This is a genomic window from Enterobacter sp. PL1, assembly GCF_945957325.1.
GTDB classification, from domain to species: Bacteria; Pseudomonadota; Gammaproteobacteria; order Enterobacterales; family Enterobacteriaceae; genus Enterobacter; species Enterobacter roggenkampii.
The window spans coordinates 280,842-294,994 of record NZ_CAMFKT010000001.1; the positions used below are offsets into that span (position 1 = coordinate 280,842).

Here is a 14,153-nt window from a genome sequence, read left to right on the forward strand (position 1 = left end):
AGTGAATAAGGACTACCGCGTCCAGACCTGCCTGGCGTCTTTCGTTTGCGGCGTGTTTTGCCCCATGATCCCCGTCAGAACATGCGGCTGGTAGGTTTCTTCCAGAAACCGGATTTCCTCCGGGCTCAGTTGAAGATTTACGGCGTTTACCGCGCCATCGACGTGATCTTTTTTTGTGGCCCCTACGACAGGTGACGTGACTTTTGTCAGCAGCCAGGCGAGTGAGATTTCCGTCATGGACACCCTCTGTCGTTCAGCAAGCTCGGCGACGCGCTCGATAATGATCCGATCCTGTTCAGCCGTGCTGTCATATTTTCCGCGGGCATAGGCATCCTCGGTGGCTCGCCGCGTGTGGCCTTCTTTCCGGGCGAGACGGCCGCTGGCAAGCGCGCTATAGGGGGTCATGGCGATATCATCCTCAGCGCACAGACCGAAGAGCTCTCGTTCATCTTCACGCATAATCAGGTTGTAGTGGCTTTGCACGGAAACAAAGGGCGTCAGCCCTTCGCGTTCGGCAAGGGCGTTCGCTTTCGCAAGCTGCCAGGCATAGCAATTGGAAATACCAATAGCGCGCACTTTGCCCGCAGTAACGGCGGCATGCAGCGCTTCAAGCACCTCGATAACTGGCGTGTTGTAATCCCAGATGTGGTAAATGTAGAGGTCGATGTAGTCCATCCCCAGATTCTGCAGGCTCTGATCGAGCGATCGGGCTATTGCCTCTTTTCCGCCGATCCCCGCGGCAATTTGCGCGGCGGTTCGCGGCAGAAACTTGGTGGCCAGCACCACGTCCTCGCGTTTTGCCATCTCCCGCAGCGCCCGGCCAACGTATCGCTCGCTGGAGCCGTTCTGATAGGCGATGGCGGTATCGTAAAAATTGATACCCTTTTCGAGACCGTAGCGGATGATGTCCCGGCTTGCTGTTTCGTCCAGCGTCCAGCGATGCTGGCCCGTTAACGGGTCGCCAAATCCCATACATCCCATACAGATGCGGGAGACCAGTAAGTCACTTTTACCGAGCCGGGTATACTGCATCGTTATTCTCCCTCTGGATTATTCACGACGGAATTGAGCAGCTCGACAAGCCCTGAAGCGTGTTCCCGGGCAAGCGTTTTTTGCTGCGCGATTTTGTCGGCATCCCGGTCGGCATAGCTGATACCGCAGGTATAAACCGGCGCCAGCAGCTCAAGATTGCACAGCCTTGCCGTGGTCTCGAATGGAATAAGATACTCTTCTATGGCATGGCCAAAGAAACCGTCAGCGGTATAGAGCACCTGCGGCGCCCCTGTAGTGAAGGAGAGGATCAGCTTTTTACCGCCCAGTTTCGCCGTTGAGCCATGCGCGAAGCCGTGGACAAAGACCTCGTCCAGCCATTGTTTCATTAACCCGGGCAGCCCATACCATGAAAAAGGAAACTGCCAGACAATCACATCGGCCCTGAGCAGGCTTTCCTGCTCCGCAGCGATATTGAATTTTCCGTCCGGATAGAGCCAGTCCAGACGACGAATTTCAGCCTCGGGAAAGGCGGTCGCCACTTCGTCAAGGATAGTGGCGTTGGCGACAGAATGGTTCAGCTCAGGATGACCTGAAATAACAAGGATATTTTTCATTTCAATAAGTTAAAGAGGCTGGTGGATTTTTAACCCAGTATAGAGTTACACCATTATTTTTTTTAGCGCAGTAAAGGCTCATTCACTTTTAGGCAAAAACTAATAATGGTCGACTGTTCCCGGTCATCATGAACCCGTGAACTACGCTGTGATGCCCAGTAAACGTTCTGCATTGCGAAACGCGATGGCCTCTTTTTCAGCCTTATTGACCGGCAGACAGTCGATAAATGTTTTTACACCGTCCAGGGTCTGATAGGGATAATCAGCGGAGAACAGGATCCTTTCTGCCCCCATTAACGCGTAGATAAACTGGAAGTGCGGCAGCGTCAGCATACCTGACGGGGTAACGTAAACGTGCTCCTGGAAGGTTCTCGTTAGCGTGCGTGACAGACCCGTTGCAGCCAGTGGAAGGCTGTCATCAAGACGCTGCAGCCAGAAGGGCAGCATCTCCCCCCAGTGGCCACTGATTACCTGCAGGTGGGGATATTTATCAAATGCGCCCGATAACATAAGCCGTAACAAATGGATCCCGGCTTCGTGATGCCAGCCCCAGCCAAACATCGGGGCTGTGATGACCGTTTTTGATAGCAACCAGGCAAGTGCAACATGGGCTCTTGGCACATGGTGCTTTTCAGCAATGCTGGCAACAACATCAATAACGGGCTTATCCAGAAGGGCTGCGTTCTCGTACATTTTTAATGCAAAGGCATCGTTTTGCGTTCGTCGGGACGTGACACTCCAGTCGCGCGTAAGCCTGCCGCGCGCCATCGGACTCCAGGGGATCACTCCAACGCCCTGGTCTTCACACAGGGGCAGCATCTCGCGCTCTTCTTCCCGGTAAAGCAGGTTGTATTGCGGTTGCATCGTAATAAATCGGGTCCAGCCGTTACGCTCTGCAGTATGCTGCATTTTTGCAAAGCGCCAGGCTTCCATAGATGATGCGCCGATGTAACGTACTTTTCCTGATTTAACGAGGTCATGCAGAGTCTCCATGGTCTCTTCAACAGGCGTGGAGTGGTCAAAGCGGTGAATCTGAAAGAGATCCACATAATCCATACCTAAGCGCATCAGGCTATCGTCAATAGACTGAAAAATGGCCTTGCGGGAAAGAAACCCGGTATTGGGTGAGTTGCGCCACGGAAAGAAGGTCTTTGTCGCCACAACGATCTCGTCGCGTCTGGCCATTTCTTTCAGCGCTTTTCCTGTGATCTCTTCAGAACTTCCGCCCGAGTAGATATTCGCGGTATCAAAAAAATTAATGCCCGCTTCAAGCGCCTGACGGATGAGCGGTCGTGATGCTTTTTCATCCAGGGACCAGGGTTGAGGCAGGCGTTCAGGTTCACCATAGCTCATACAACCGAGGCAAAGACGGGAGACTTGCAAACCGCTACGACCCAGATTCACATACTTCATTCTGTGTTCCTTCTTTTATTGCCAGCAATTCTGTATGTGACAGGGTATTGCACTGACATGAAGGGAACCAGCATGCGCCATCGAATAGTGTTTTGAGTTTTTTTCACAAATCGTCGTTATCGACAGTGAAAGACGAGAAGCGAGAGGGTGGGCAGAATTAATAACAGATTGATGTATCGGCTCGTGATTAGCTATCAGATGTCATTTAACATAATATACATTATGCGCACTAACGTAAGTGGAGGCAAAATCTGCATTTCTGCGGTCATGATTGACCGCATGTGAAGCCACCTTTTCAGGCATGATTTGTGTCGAGGCCCCGCACGACCCAACGTCTACGTTTACACATGGTTGAAAGACGTTTGATATACTTCAGGCTTTGCCCACTGCTGCCGTAAACTTATGGAAATTGAATTAGATAAAAGCTTTAGAGAAAGGATTTTCCACGCGGTCATTTTTGAAGTCACGGCCAACATTATCATCGCGCTGTCGCTTGCCTGGCTGATGAACGTGTCGGTACTCCAGTCTGGCTCGTTGTCCGTGATATCCGCGCTTACCGCCACGGCCTGGAATTTTGTGTTTAACAAATTCTTTGACGCTCTTCAGAAAAAATACCAGTTTGAAAGAACGTTCCTCGTCCGCGCGCTCCATGCGGCCTGTTTCGAAGCCGGACTTATCATCACGTTAATTCCTGTGGCCATGGTGATGCTGCATTTAACGATGACGGAGGCATTTTTTGTTGAGATTGGTTTGGTACTGTTTTTCCTGCCGTACACGATGCTGTTTAACTGGGTTTACGATTACCTGCGCTGGACATTTGTTGGACGGAAACAGTCTGCTATGTAACGAGATATCTGTCACATAGACGCACCTGTGCTCATATTCGACTCCTGTCACCTTCTATACTCTTCATTTCTCTATCGCTTTCAAGGAGTCGATAATGTTTGATCATGTGAAATTTGGCGTCAGCGATTATGAAAAAAGTAAAACCTTCTTCCTCGAGGCGCTTCGTCCGCTTGGTGTTGAACTCATCGATGAAGGCGCGCCGGGTTATGGTGTTGAGATGAGCTCTGGCGACGTTTCGCTTTGCCTTTTCCAGACAAATGACAAACCGGCGCCTCTGCATCTGGCGTTTGTGGCCAAGACCCGTCAGCAGGTAGATGATTTTTACCATGCCGCGCTGGGCGCTGGCGGACGTGATAACGGTGAGCCGGGGCTACGTTCCTATGGTGAAAATTACTATGCCGCTTTTGTCATCTCGCCTGATGGTCATAACATTGAAGCCGTATGCCATGCGCCGGAAAGTCGGTAGCCCAAATATTTCGCTTGAGAACATTTTAGAAGCTAAATCCTGACAGCCAGTCGCTGGCTGTCAGAGGCTGTCACGATCTGAGGCCAGCACGACGGATACCCCCTTTTCCGATACCGCGCGGATCCACTCCTTATCTGTACCGTCTTCAACGATGATGCTATTCACTGATGATACATCGCCAATCACAAACGACGACGCGGTGTTGATCTTTTCCGGAGACGCCAGAACGACCGTTTCCGCGGCTCTGCCGGAAAATGCACGTTTGATGCATGCCTCTTCGAAATCGCCGGTTGTCAGCCCCGCATCCGGATGAATACCGGTCACGCCCATAAAGAACAGATCTGCATGAATATTCTCTATGCCTTCGATGGCCGCCGCGCCGACCGCAACAATCGAGTGTTTATACAACCGTCCGCCGATCAAAATCACCTCAATGGCAGGATGATCAACAAGCCCCAGAGCAATACTCGGGCTGTGCGTCACCACGGTGATGCGCAAGTCAGGCGGGAAAAAGGTAATCAGCTCCGAGGTTGTCGTGCCACCGTCGATAATCACCACCTGGCCTGATGAAATCAGCTGGGCCCCTTTCCGGGCCACCCTTTTTTTTGCATCCATCTTCACGGATTGCCGTTCGGCAAACGGAGCAATTGCGGAAGATGACGGTAGTGCGCCGCCGTGAACACGCTGCAAACGCCCTTCTGCCGCCAGCTCGCGGAGATCGCGCCGGATAGTATCTTCAGAGACGTCGAAAAGAATGCTGAGCGCTTTTGACTGGACCTGACCTTCGGCACCCAGCTTTTCAAGGATCAATTGTTTTCGCTGACGAGTGAGCATCCTGTTTTCCTGATGTTGCATGTTTTACCTTGAAAGTGCATGATGTTGCTGTTTATGAGTATTACTCTACGTAAGGAGGAACAATCGTGCAATCAAAACGTGCAGATGTGCGCATCATTAACAGTGAAACCCTGTCAGATAACTGGTACATCCTTAAAAAATACACCTTCGACCTGCAGCGCCGTGATGGCGAATGGCAGCGGCAACAGCGGGAAGTCTATGACCGTGGCAACGGCGCGACGATTCTTCTCTACAACCGTGAGAAAAAGACGGTCATCCTGACGCGCCAGTTCCGCTTCCCTGTTTTTATTAACGGCCATGAGGACGATTTAATTGAAGCGGCGGCGGGATTGCTGGACAACATGGATCCTGAAAGCCGCATCAAAGCAGAAGCGGAAGAAGAGACCGGATTCCACGTTACGCGCGTAGAGAAAATCTTTGAAGCCTATATGAGCCCGGGCTCTGTCACGGAAAAACTCTATTTTTATCTTGCCGAGTATCAGCCGAAAGACAGAACCGGCGCCGGCGGCGGGATCAAGGCTGAGGGAGAAGATATCGACGTGCTGGAAATGACGCTTGAAGAGGCATTACGCCGCATTGAAACCGGCAGGATTGTCGACGGTAAAACCATCATGCTGCTTTATCATATTGCCCTGAAAGGCATTCTGTAACCTACTGGTTTAAATCCTGATTTCAATTTGTATGAACCTGGGGAAAAGCGTAAAACCTCCTAAATCTTGCAGCCTACTATAATTAGTGAACGATTTCGAAATTCGATAAAAACATCAACAATTCCCTAAGTCATCTGCATTTACCATTCAAAAATCCCAAACGTTCACGAGGCTGCCAGTTGAGGCAGCCTGTCTTATCTGTTGACTGGATTAAAATGCGACTCGCTACAGATAACGAAGCATATTATACTTGCTCCTCCACTCGTACAGGAGGCAGCAACTCACGTGAAGGATACATATTACAACGACTTAACGATCAATACGCAAATTCAGAGTGAGCTGGACGCGTTTTTTGAGGACTTCAAAGGGATCGTCTTCGCCTACGCCATTATGAACAAGAAAGATCCCTCACAGATGAGGATAATCAATAACAGTCCAGAGTGGTTTACTATCTACCTTGAAAAAAAATATCAGTTCATTGACCCTGTTATCATTCGGGCTTTGCGCTGTGTGGAAGATTTTTTCTGGGAAAGTGATGTTGTCCTGTCAGATGGTTATAACCTGACGCGTATTTTCGACGAAAGTGTCCAGTATGATATTTATCAGGGACAGACGTTTCCTCTGCATGACTATTTGAATAATCTTGTTGTCTTATCCGTCATCAGTCCTAAGCATTCTGGGATTGACATTGAAAAATATCGGCCGCATTTTCTACGTTTCCTTGTTCAGTTACACCAGAAGACACTCAATCTGTATAGTCAGCATCAGCAGAAAAAGAATGTTTTCCTGTCGCCACGTGAGCGCCAAATCCTTAAATGGGTCAGCGCCGGAAAAACGTACGCAGAAATTTCTGTTATATTGTCTATTGCTGAGCGCACCGTTAAATTCCATATGGGCAACATCATGAAAAAGCTCGGCGTGAATAATGCAAGGCACGCAATAAAACTTGGAACGGAACTCCGGTTACTGGAGGACTGAGCCTCAGCCACTGGTTATAAATGGCGTAAGTGCTCGAGCATTTCGCGAAGCCAGTGACTGGATTTGTCTTTGCTAATAATGTCTTCAATAATGCTGGTGCTGGCGGGCATATAAATATAGTAAATGACCTCGCCTTTTTCAGAAACACCACGCTGTATAACTTCAACTTTCCAGTTCGCATGGCGAAATATGGCGTACATTCCACGACTGGCTACAGCATACATTCCATGATATTTTTTCTTCATGCAATAAATATTCATTGCAAGAAACAATGCTTTACTGGCGGGCACGCCATGCAGACTTGCGGAATCTCGTATTTCTTTATCTAAAAATAAACGGCTCACTTCACAACAAGGAACATCTGCGGGAAAAATAATGGGGTTGTCGAAATAATTATGAAAAATTTCGCTTATCATCGTGGGCTGCGTTGCGTTAATAAATCGTGCGCCGCATAACAGTTGTCCATCATACATACCCAGTAAATATGTCGTGTTATGGGAATCAAATTGATCCTTCTCCATACCTTCGACGCATTCCACTTTCCAGTCGAGTCGGTCCCGAAACGTTTTTCTCCGGAGTCGGTAAAGTTCGCGCGCTAATGCTGGGGGTAAATCATCGTAGTCGTGTAAAAAAAATTCAATGACAGAATTCATGCTCTTGTTCCTGATAATAACACCTGAAACTATTATCACCTGTCTTTTAGGACAGCTTTCATTGTGCTGCATATTCCCTATACTTAAAAAGTACCTGACCACGAAGTTCTCGCAAAACTAAGCGGCCAGGAGGTCAAAGACCTACGAAACACCAGGGATATACCCATCGATGATTATCTAATATTTAAAGTTTCGGGTACAGAGCATAAGAAGCACTTTGCCGATAAAATATTAAAAAACAATAATCATAAAATAATTACAATAAATGTATTGCCCCTTAATCTTTTAAGGGGTAATATTTCCGTTTTATTATTTTTTGCACCTCTCCTCATTTTCTGACTCTGCTGGCTTCTTCTGGCCAAACACCCTCGCCAATACCGCTTTGCAGGCATCTGCCTGTGCTATTCTTGCAGAAACATGCAAAACGGAGAATTGATAATGGCCGACTGGAACCCTTCTCTTTACCTGCAATTTGGCGCAGAAAGAACGCGTCCGGCCGCAGAACTGCTCGCCAGAGTTCCTCTGGATGAGGCCGCTACCATCGCGGATTTGGGCTGCGGACCGGGAAACAGCACCGCGCTGCTGAAGCATCGCTGGCCTTCTGCTCACATCACCGGGGTCGATAACTCCCCTGCCATGCTCGAGGAAGCACGCGCCGCCTTACCCGATTGCCATTTTGTAGAGGCCGATATTCGTCAGTACACGCCCGGCCAGCCGCTGAGCCTGATTTATGCCAACGCGTCGCTGCAATGGATTCCGGACCATTACGATCTCCTGCCGAATCTAGTCTCCCTGCTTAAGCTAAATGGCGTGCTGGCGGTCCAGATGCCTGATAACTGGCTGGAACCCACCCATGTGGCGATGCGTGAAGTGGCGCTGGAGCAAGACTACCCAGATCGTGGCCGCGAACCGCTGCCGGGCGTACACGCTTATTACGATATTCTGTCGGAAGCTGGCTGTGACGTGGATATCTGGCGGACAACCTATTATCACAAAATGAGCTCTCATCAGGCGATTATTGACTGGGTAAGCGCCACCGGCCTGCGCCCCTGGCTTCAGGAACTGAACGAGAGCGAGCAGAAACGGTTCCTGAAACGCTACCATGAACTGCTGGAAGAGCAGTATCCGCTCCAGGAAAACGGGCAGATACTGCTGGCTTTTCCAAGGTTGTTTATCGTGGCTCAACGCCAGCCCTGATCCGATTATGAGCGGGCTTCTTTGAGCAGCTGCTGGATAACCTTTTCCTGTTGCTCATAGTCACCTTCGCCAAAGGCGGTATAGCGCAGCTGCCCTTTGGCATCAAAATAGTAATGTGCTGGCCAGTACAGATTGCCGAACGCATTCCAGATTTGATAGTTGTTATCCGTCACCACCCGATACGGCAGTTGCCATTTATTCACCGCATTTTTAACCGACGACAGCGGTTTCTCCCAGGGATATTCCGGGGTGTGAACGCCAATCACCACCAGACCTTGCGGCTGGTACTTTGTGGCCCACTCCCGCACATGGGGGAGCGTATGCTGGCAATTAATGCAGTCCCACGTCCAGAAATCAATCAGTACAACCTTTCCCCGTAACGATTCAGACGTGACAGGGTCACCGTTTATCCACCCTGTTCCACCGCTTAGCGAAGGCAGCTGGCTGCTGGGCTCTGTCATGACTACCGGCTGGAGCTTCACCGGCGCGGTGGCAGGTTTCGCCAGATTCAAGAGCGCCGTCTCAAGACGGTCCGCGACGCCGTTTGCCCCTTTCAGCCGCGAAGTCATCCCCGTCGCGTTCAGGACGACCGCGGCTAACATCGCCACCCCCGCCCCCTGACGCAGCTTCGCCATTAGCGCCGATTTTGCTCTCAGTGGTGCCATCAGCGAGCGTCCACCGAACACGAGTAGACCCAGCATCAGCGCGCATCCGCTGCCATAGGCGGCAAGCAGTGCGCCTGTGGCGATGGCCGAATGCCCCGCAATATTAATGCTGAAAATCGCGCCCAGAATAGGCCCGGCGCAGGGAGACCAGAGCAGCCCAACCGCTAGCCCAGCCAGAAAAGCCGATGCCATTCCGCGCGTTTGCCCGCTGCGGCTGTTGAGAACATTTCCCGCGCTGACGGCCGGTCCCGCAATACGCTGGGCGAAAGACGGGAAAATCAAGGCCAGCGCGGCGGTGGCCAGAATGACGAGCGCGATCCAGCGCCCGACAATGGTTGCCTCTGTTATCCACTCGCTGGCGACGGTGACGACCATTGCCACCAGGGTGAACATCACGATCATCCCCGCAAGCAGGGCCAGAATATGCCGACGCTGCCCCTGGAAACCGGCGAACAGGAGTGGAATAACCGGGAGCGTACATGGGCTGAGCAGGCTTATCATCCCGCCCAGAAAAGCGATTACCAGAAACATAGTGACCTCACATGACATGTCCTGCGACACTGCAGTGAGGCTATTTCATCGTGCGGATGTGTTCAGGGTATGTGTAAACGCGTGGGTTTTGTCTGGCTCTGTATCGCCCAGGCCGGGAGATACAAAGCCGTACAATTTCACTAACGACGCGGTAGCGTAATGGCGACATCCAGTCCGCCCCCGGCGCGGTTCGCCAGCCTGAGTTTTCCTTCCAGCTGTGCGGTCAGCTGCGCGGCAATCGCCAGGCCGAGTCCTGTCCCGCCGGTATCGCGGTTACGCGAGGTTTCAACCCGATAAAACGGCTGCAGAACCGCCTCCAGCTCGGCTTCGGGTATTCCCGGTCCGTCGTCCATAATGTGAATAATGACCTCGCTGTCCGACGAAACGTCTATCGCAATCGCAGCACGCTCGCCGAATTTGAGGGCGTTATCCAGCAGGTTGGTCATCACCCGGCGAAGCGCCTGCGGCCGCGTGACGATGGGCAAGCGGGTTTCGCTTGCCTGAAAGTGCACGTTTTTACCGATGTCCTGATAATCGCAGGCGATGCTGTTGATCCAGGCGTTCAGCTCCAGCTTCAGTGACGTCTCCTCCAGTGATTCCGATGACCGGGCATACGCAATGCCCTCCCGCACCAGACGAGACATGTTATCAAGGTCGTTCAGGAGCTTGTCGCGAAGTTCAGGCTCTCCGGCCATTTCGACGCGCAGCTTCATGCGGGTAATGGGCGTCTGGAGATCGTGAGAAATCGAGGCCAGGATCTGCGCGCGTTCCCGGAGATAAGACTGAATGCGCGCCTGCATGGCGTTGAAGGCATGCGCTGCCCGCTGCACCTCAAGCGGCCCTTTTTCCGTCATAGGCGTGCTGGCCGCCGGATCCAGCGCATCCACCGCGCGGGTAAAGTGTGAAAAAGGCCGTACCACCTGCCGCACGGCGATCCAGGCGCAGACAGCCAGTACGAGCAGCTGCAGGATGAGGACGACCGGGAGCCAACTGGCGACGGGCGGCATGCGTGGGATCAGGTCAATGGTCAGCGGCGCGCCATCGCGTAACGTAAGGTGGGCCTGAATATGTGAAATGGCGCCAGGAACGGCGGTAAAGCGAAGCGGGTAATGCGCGGCCAGCGTCGCTTTTAAGGTTCTGATGGCGTCCTGCGAACGCTTATCCGTCGGCGCTGCGCCGGGTTCCCCTGTGCCCAGGATATAACGATAGTTACCTCGTTCAAGCCGCGGCAGCCAGGCGGCGCGTTCGCTGGCCGGTAAGCGGTCTAAAATGGCGACGCTGGTTGCGACATCGTTTTCCAGATTACCGAGCATCACCGTGCGGGCGCTGTGCATGCGTTCAACCATGACCAGCGTCAGGCTCAGGGCGTTAGCCAGCAGCAGACCGGCCAGCACGACGAGCAGCAAACGGGCCAGCAGCGAGCGCGGCCAGATCGTCATTCGTTAACCTCTTTGATGGTCACCGGCATCGTAAAGACGTAGCCTTCGCTGCGCACGGTTTTGATATAGGCGGGCGTGCGGGCATCTTCATTGAGACGCTGGCGAACCCGGCTAACCAGCAGGTCGATTGAGCGTTCAAACAGCTCGGCGTCTCGCCCCTGCGTCAGGTTGAGCAATTGGTCTCGGGTCAGCACGCGCTGCGGATGGTCAAGGAAAACGCGCAGCAGACGATACTCCGCTCCGCTGAGCGCGACGATCACCCCTTCCGGGTCGATTAAGTGGCGAGCGACGGTATCGAGCTGCCATTCACCGAACATCACCAGCCGCCCTGCTTCCGTTACCTGTAAATTGGGCGGTATCGCGCGAAAACGCCGTAAAATCGCTTTAATGCGCGCCAGCAGTTCACGCGCGACAAACGGCTTCACGACGTAATCATCCGCCCCCATCTCCAGCCCCAGGATTCTGTCCGTCTCCTCGTTGCGCGCGGTCAGCATCAGAATGGGCAAATCTTTATACTTCCCGACGCGCAGCTCTCGACACAGCGTAAGGCCGTCGTCACCGGGCATCATGATATCCAGCACTACCAGATCAATATGCTGTTTATCCAGCACGGCACGCATCTCTTTGCCGTTCGCCGCGCCGGAGGCGCGATAACCGGACTTAATGAGATAATCGGCAATCAGTTCACGAATATCCCTGTCGTCATCGACGACAAGGATGTGGTCAATATGTTCCACCGAACTCTCCAGACCGAAGGGTAACGTACTGAAAATAGCACATTTCACAGCTTGTCCGCGTCGATAACCGCCTTAACGAAATCCTGCGGATCTTCCTGAGGCGGATTGTGCCCCACGGTTGCGCCGAAGGTGCGGTGCTCATATTTGCCGGTAAATTTAGCTGCATAGGCCTGCGGTGCCGGATGCGGCGCGCCGTTGTTGCCGCCTTCGATGGTGATCGTTGGTACGGTGATATTCGGTAGCGTGGCCAGTTTTTGCTCGTAGCGGTCGTATTTGCGCTCGCCTTTTTCCAGCCCTAAACGCCAACGATAGTTACTGAGCGTCACCGCGACGTGGTCCGGGTTATCGAGGGATTTGGCGCTGGCGTTAAAGACCGCGTCGCTGAATTTCCAGTCAGGCGAGGCCTGCGACCAGATTAAGCGCGCAAAGTCATGCGTGTTTTTGGCATAGCCTTCCGCACCGCGCTCTGTCGCAAAATAGAATTGATACCACCACTGCTGCTCTGCTTTTGGCGGCAGCGGCTGTTTGCCAATCTGCTGGCTGCTAATGAGATACCCGCTCACCGACACCAGTGATTTTACGCGCTCTGGCCACAGCGCAGCGACGATATCCGCCGTCCGGGCGCCCCAGTCATAGCCTGCAAATACCGCATGCCTGATATTCAGGGCATCCATCAGATTAACGATATCTTTCGCCATCGCCGAGGGCTGGCCGTTGCGCGGTGTGTTTGCTGACAGGAAGCGCGTGGTACCGTAGCCGCGCAGAGACGGCACAATGACCCGGTAACCTTTTGCCGCCAGAGCCGGTGCAACCTCGGCGTAGCTGTGAATATCGTAGGGCCAGCCGTGCAATAAAATAACCGGCTGACCGTCTTTCGGGCCAATGTCGACATAACCGACGTTCAGATCGCCAGCGTTAATTTGCTGGGGATGATCAAAGGCGGCCGCGAAATTCGTGCCGGTGGCTTCCGCCTGACAGGACATCACGGTGCCAAGCGAAACGGTCAGTGCGAGGGTTGAGTAAGCAAGTTTGCTGAACATGTTGGTATCTCCGGTTGAGTACAATTCACGGGGATATCACAACACCTCAATGTATAGCGGATATGTGCGAAAGCGGGTTTATTGCAAGCCTGTGTATGTATCCGGGACGCTGATACAGTGTGATACAAACACAGGCCTTGAAGTCTTAGAGGGAGAGACGGTAGCGGACGTAGTCGTCAGCTTCACCATATTTGTCATAAAGTTTACGCGCCGGGTTGTTCTCCCGGGTGACCCAGTACAGTTTCGACCACCCTTCGCGCTTGCCTTCCTCAATCAGAGCGTCAATGAGCGCCTTACCGGCCCCCGCCCCGCGTTCGGCAGCATCAACAAACAGATCTTCCAGGTAGCAGATGGGCGCGGTTGACCAGGTGCCTTCGTGCAGAACACACATTGCGAAACCGATGATCTTTTCGTCCTTCTCCACGACCCGGCAGAACATCGATGAATGCGCTGAGAGCGCCCTTTCCCACGTCGCTGCGGTGACGGATTCCTCGAGGTAGCAATCATAAAAATGGGTATAGCCGTCCCACAGCGGTCGCCATTGGGAATAGTCGTCTTTGCATAGAGGTCGTACCGTAACAGCCATGTTTTCCTCACATTACAGAGTAATCGCCATTTCAAAACAGCGTAAATCAGCCCCCGCCATACGCGAGTGATGATAGTTTTCGCGCAGCGTCACAAACCCCAGCTTCTGATAAAACGACTGGGCGTTAGGCGTTGCATCAAGCGTCAGGCGGGTTATCCCCCGGCTACGGGCCTCATGTTTGAGGGCCTCGATAATCTGGGTCGCCATGCCTTTGCCGGAGGCTGCGGGCAAGGTGAAAATCGCCTCCAGGCAATGGGTATCCAGATCGAGGTAGCCGGTTGCCGCAACATCGCCCTTTTCATCTTCAACCACGTAAAAAGGGTATTCAATGACCATTTGCCGATAGCGTTCGGGCATCAGATCGGGCGTCCAGCGCGCAATGACCTCAGCGTCGTAACTGGTTGTACAGCCGTGACGAATCGCCTGATTGCGTATATTCCAGAGTGTTTCGGCTTCCTGTGGCGTGGCTTTTCGTAATGTCATAACCTCC

Annotated in this window: 16 protein-coding genes; 5 read left to right on the top strand and 11 right to left on the bottom strand. The window is 52.6% G+C overall.

All coding sequences use genetic code 11. From position 1 onward, the window contains the following. Positions 1–12 precede the first annotated feature (12 nt). The 3 genes from N6P30_RS01380 to N6P30_RS01390 form a co-directional block, all read right to left on the bottom strand. Positions 13–1,032 (bottom strand): aldo/keto reductase, encoded by a 1,020-nt coding sequence (locus tag N6P30_RS01380; protein WP_023292404.1) that lies wholly within the window; start codon positions 1,030–1,032, stop codon positions 13–15. 2 nt (positions 1,033–1,034) lie between these two features. Continuing rightward, positions 1,035–1,607 carry an NAD(P)H-dependent oxidoreductase gene (locus N6P30_RS01385; protein WP_023292405.1) on the bottom strand — a complete coding sequence of 191 codons (573 nt, stop codon included), beginning with the start codon at positions 1,605–1,607 and terminating at the stop codon, positions 1,035–1,037. A 141-nt stretch (positions 1,608–1,748) separates the two neighbouring features. After that, positions 1,749–3,020, bottom strand: coding sequence for an aldo/keto reductase (locus N6P30_RS01390; protein ID WP_023292406.1), 1,272 nt, complete (start codon positions 3,018–3,020; stop codon positions 1,749–1,751). Between the two features lie 402 nt (positions 3,021–3,422). Here N6P30_RS01390 and N6P30_RS01395 point away from each other — a divergent pair, with 402 nt between their 5' ends. Together N6P30_RS01395 and N6P30_RS01400 are read left to right on the top strand one after the other, a co-directional pair. Next, the gene (locus N6P30_RS01395) at positions 3,423–3,866 is read left to right on the top strand and encodes a PACE efflux transporter (protein WP_023292407.1); all 444 of its coding nucleotides are present in this window, start codon (positions 3,423–3,425) and stop codon (positions 3,864–3,866) included. A gap of 94 nt (positions 3,867–3,960) precedes the next feature. Beyond that, entirely contained in the window at positions 3,961–4,332 is a 372-nt protein-coding gene (locus N6P30_RS01400) for a VOC family protein (RefSeq protein ID WP_023292408.1), read from the top strand. 60 nt (positions 4,333–4,392) lie between these two features. Here the strand turns inward: N6P30_RS01400 and N6P30_RS01405 are convergent, their stop codons facing one another. Then, the gene (locus tag N6P30_RS01405) at positions 4,393–5,166 is read right to left on the bottom strand and encodes a DeoR/GlpR family DNA-binding transcription regulator (protein WP_023292409.1); all 774 of its coding nucleotides are present in this window, start codon (positions 5,164–5,166) and stop codon (positions 4,393–4,395) included. Between the two features lie 86 nt (positions 5,167–5,252). Here N6P30_RS01405 and N6P30_RS01410 point away from each other — a divergent pair, with 86 nt between their 5' ends. Both N6P30_RS01410 and N6P30_RS01415 read left to right on the top strand, forming a co-directional pair. Beyond that, the gene (locus N6P30_RS01410) at positions 5,253–5,837 is read left to right on the top strand and encodes an NUDIX domain-containing protein (protein WP_023292410.1); all 585 of its coding nucleotides are present in this window, start codon (positions 5,253–5,255) and stop codon (positions 5,835–5,837) included. Positions 5,838–6,122: 285 nt separating this feature from the next. Further along, positions 6,123–6,815: a helix-turn-helix transcriptional regulator gene (locus N6P30_RS01415; protein WP_008503218.1), complete on the top strand. Its 693-nt coding sequence runs from the start codon at positions 6,123–6,125 to the stop codon at positions 6,813–6,815. 14 nt (positions 6,816–6,829) lie between these two features. On the opposite strand, the gene N6P30_RS01420 is transcribed toward N6P30_RS01415, so the two are convergent. Continuing rightward, entirely contained in the window at positions 6,830–7,468 is a 639-nt protein-coding gene (locus tag N6P30_RS01420; protein ID WP_023292411.1) for an acyl-homoserine-lactone synthase, read from the bottom strand. Between the two features lie 438 nt (positions 7,469–7,906). Here N6P30_RS01420 and tam point away from each other — a divergent pair, with 438 nt between their 5' ends. Further along, positions 7,907–8,665: a trans-aconitate 2-methyltransferase gene (gene tam, locus N6P30_RS01425; protein WP_023292412.1), complete on the top strand. Its 759-nt coding sequence runs from the start codon at positions 7,907–7,909 to the stop codon at positions 8,663–8,665. Between the two features lie 5 nt (positions 8,666–8,670). On the opposite strand, the gene N6P30_RS01430 is transcribed toward tam, so the two are convergent. The 6 genes from N6P30_RS01430 to N6P30_RS01455 form a co-directional block, all read right to left on the bottom strand. Beyond that, the gene (locus N6P30_RS01430) at positions 8,671–9,861 is read right to left on the bottom strand and encodes a cytochrome c biogenesis protein/redoxin (RefSeq protein ID WP_023292413.1); all 1,191 of its coding nucleotides are present in this window, start codon (positions 9,859–9,861) and stop codon (positions 8,671–8,673) included. Positions 9,862–10,001: 140 nt separating this feature from the next. After that, the gene (locus N6P30_RS01435) at positions 10,002–11,300 is read right to left on the bottom strand and encodes an ATP-binding protein (protein ID WP_023292414.1); all 1,299 of its coding nucleotides are present in this window, start codon (positions 11,298–11,300) and stop codon (positions 10,002–10,004) included. Continuing rightward, positions 11,297–12,037, bottom strand: coding sequence for a response regulator (locus N6P30_RS01440; RefSeq protein WP_023292415.1), 741 nt, complete (start codon positions 12,035–12,037; stop codon positions 11,297–11,299). The genes N6P30_RS01435 and N6P30_RS01440 overlap by 4 nt, the downstream gene beginning before the upstream one ends. A 44-nt stretch (positions 12,038–12,081) precedes the next feature. Next, a complete protein-coding gene (locus N6P30_RS01445; protein ID WP_023292416.1) occupies positions 12,082–13,077 on the bottom strand; it encodes an alpha/beta fold hydrolase in 996 nt (331 codons plus the stop codon). 145 nt (positions 13,078–13,222) lie between these two features. Then, positions 13,223–13,663 carry a GNAT family N-acetyltransferase gene (locus N6P30_RS01450; RefSeq protein WP_021242490.1) on the bottom strand — a complete coding sequence of 147 codons (441 nt, stop codon included), beginning with the start codon at positions 13,661–13,663 and terminating at the stop codon, positions 13,223–13,225. Between the two features lie 12 nt (positions 13,664–13,675). Next, positions 13,676–14,146: a GNAT family N-acetyltransferase gene (locus tag N6P30_RS01455; protein WP_023292417.1), complete on the bottom strand. Its 471-nt coding sequence runs from the start codon at positions 14,144–14,146 to the stop codon at positions 13,676–13,678. Between the last annotated feature and the right edge of the window lie 7 nt (positions 14,147–14,153).

Bases quoted from the DNA above. Each gene is read 5' to 3' on its own strand.
- N6P30_RS01380 (WP_023292404.1), bottom strand. From the start codon at position 1,032: ATGCAGTATACCCGGCTCGGTAAAAGTGACTTACTGGTCTCCCGCATC.
- N6P30_RS01385 (WP_023292405.1), bottom strand. From the start codon at position 1,607: ATGAAAAATATCCTTGTTATTTCAGGTCATCCTGAGCTGAACCATTCT.
- N6P30_RS01390 (WP_023292406.1), bottom strand. From the start codon at position 3,020: ATGAAGTATGTGAATCTGGGTCGTAGCGGTTTGCAAGTCTCCCGTCTT.
- N6P30_RS01395 (WP_023292407.1), top strand. From the start codon at position 3,423: ATGGAAATTGAATTAGATAAAAGCTTTAGAGAAAGGATTTTCCACGCG.
- N6P30_RS01400 (WP_023292408.1), top strand. From the start codon at position 3,961: ATGTTTGATCATGTGAAATTTGGCGTCAGCGATTATGAAAAAAGTAAA.
- N6P30_RS01405 (WP_023292409.1), bottom strand. From the start codon at position 5,166: ATGCTCACTCGTCAGCGAAAACAATTGATCCTTGAAAAGCTGGGTGCC.
- N6P30_RS01420 (WP_023292411.1), bottom strand. From the start codon at position 7,468: ATGAATTCTGTCATTGAATTTTTTTTACACGACTACGATGATTTACCC.
- tam (WP_023292412.1), top strand. From the start codon at position 7,907: ATGGCCGACTGGAACCCTTCTCTTTACCTGCAATTTGGCGCAGAAAGA.
- N6P30_RS01430 (WP_023292413.1), bottom strand. From the start codon at position 9,861: ATGTTTCTGGTAATCGCTTTTCTGGGCGGGATGATAAGCCTGCTCAGC.
- N6P30_RS01435 (WP_023292414.1), bottom strand. From the start codon at position 11,300: ATGACGATCTGGCCGCGCTCGCTGCTGGCCCGTTTGCTGCTCGTCGTG.
- N6P30_RS01445 (WP_023292416.1), bottom strand. From the start codon at position 13,077: ATGTTCAGCAAACTTGCTTACTCAACCCTCGCACTGACCGTTTCGCTT.
- N6P30_RS01450 (WP_021242490.1), bottom strand. From the start codon at position 13,663: ATGGCTGTTACGGTACGACCTCTATGCAAAGACGACTATTCCCAATGG.
- N6P30_RS01455 (WP_023292417.1), bottom strand. From the start codon at position 14,146: ATGACATTACGAAAAGCCACGCCACAGGAAGCCGAAACACTCTGGAAT.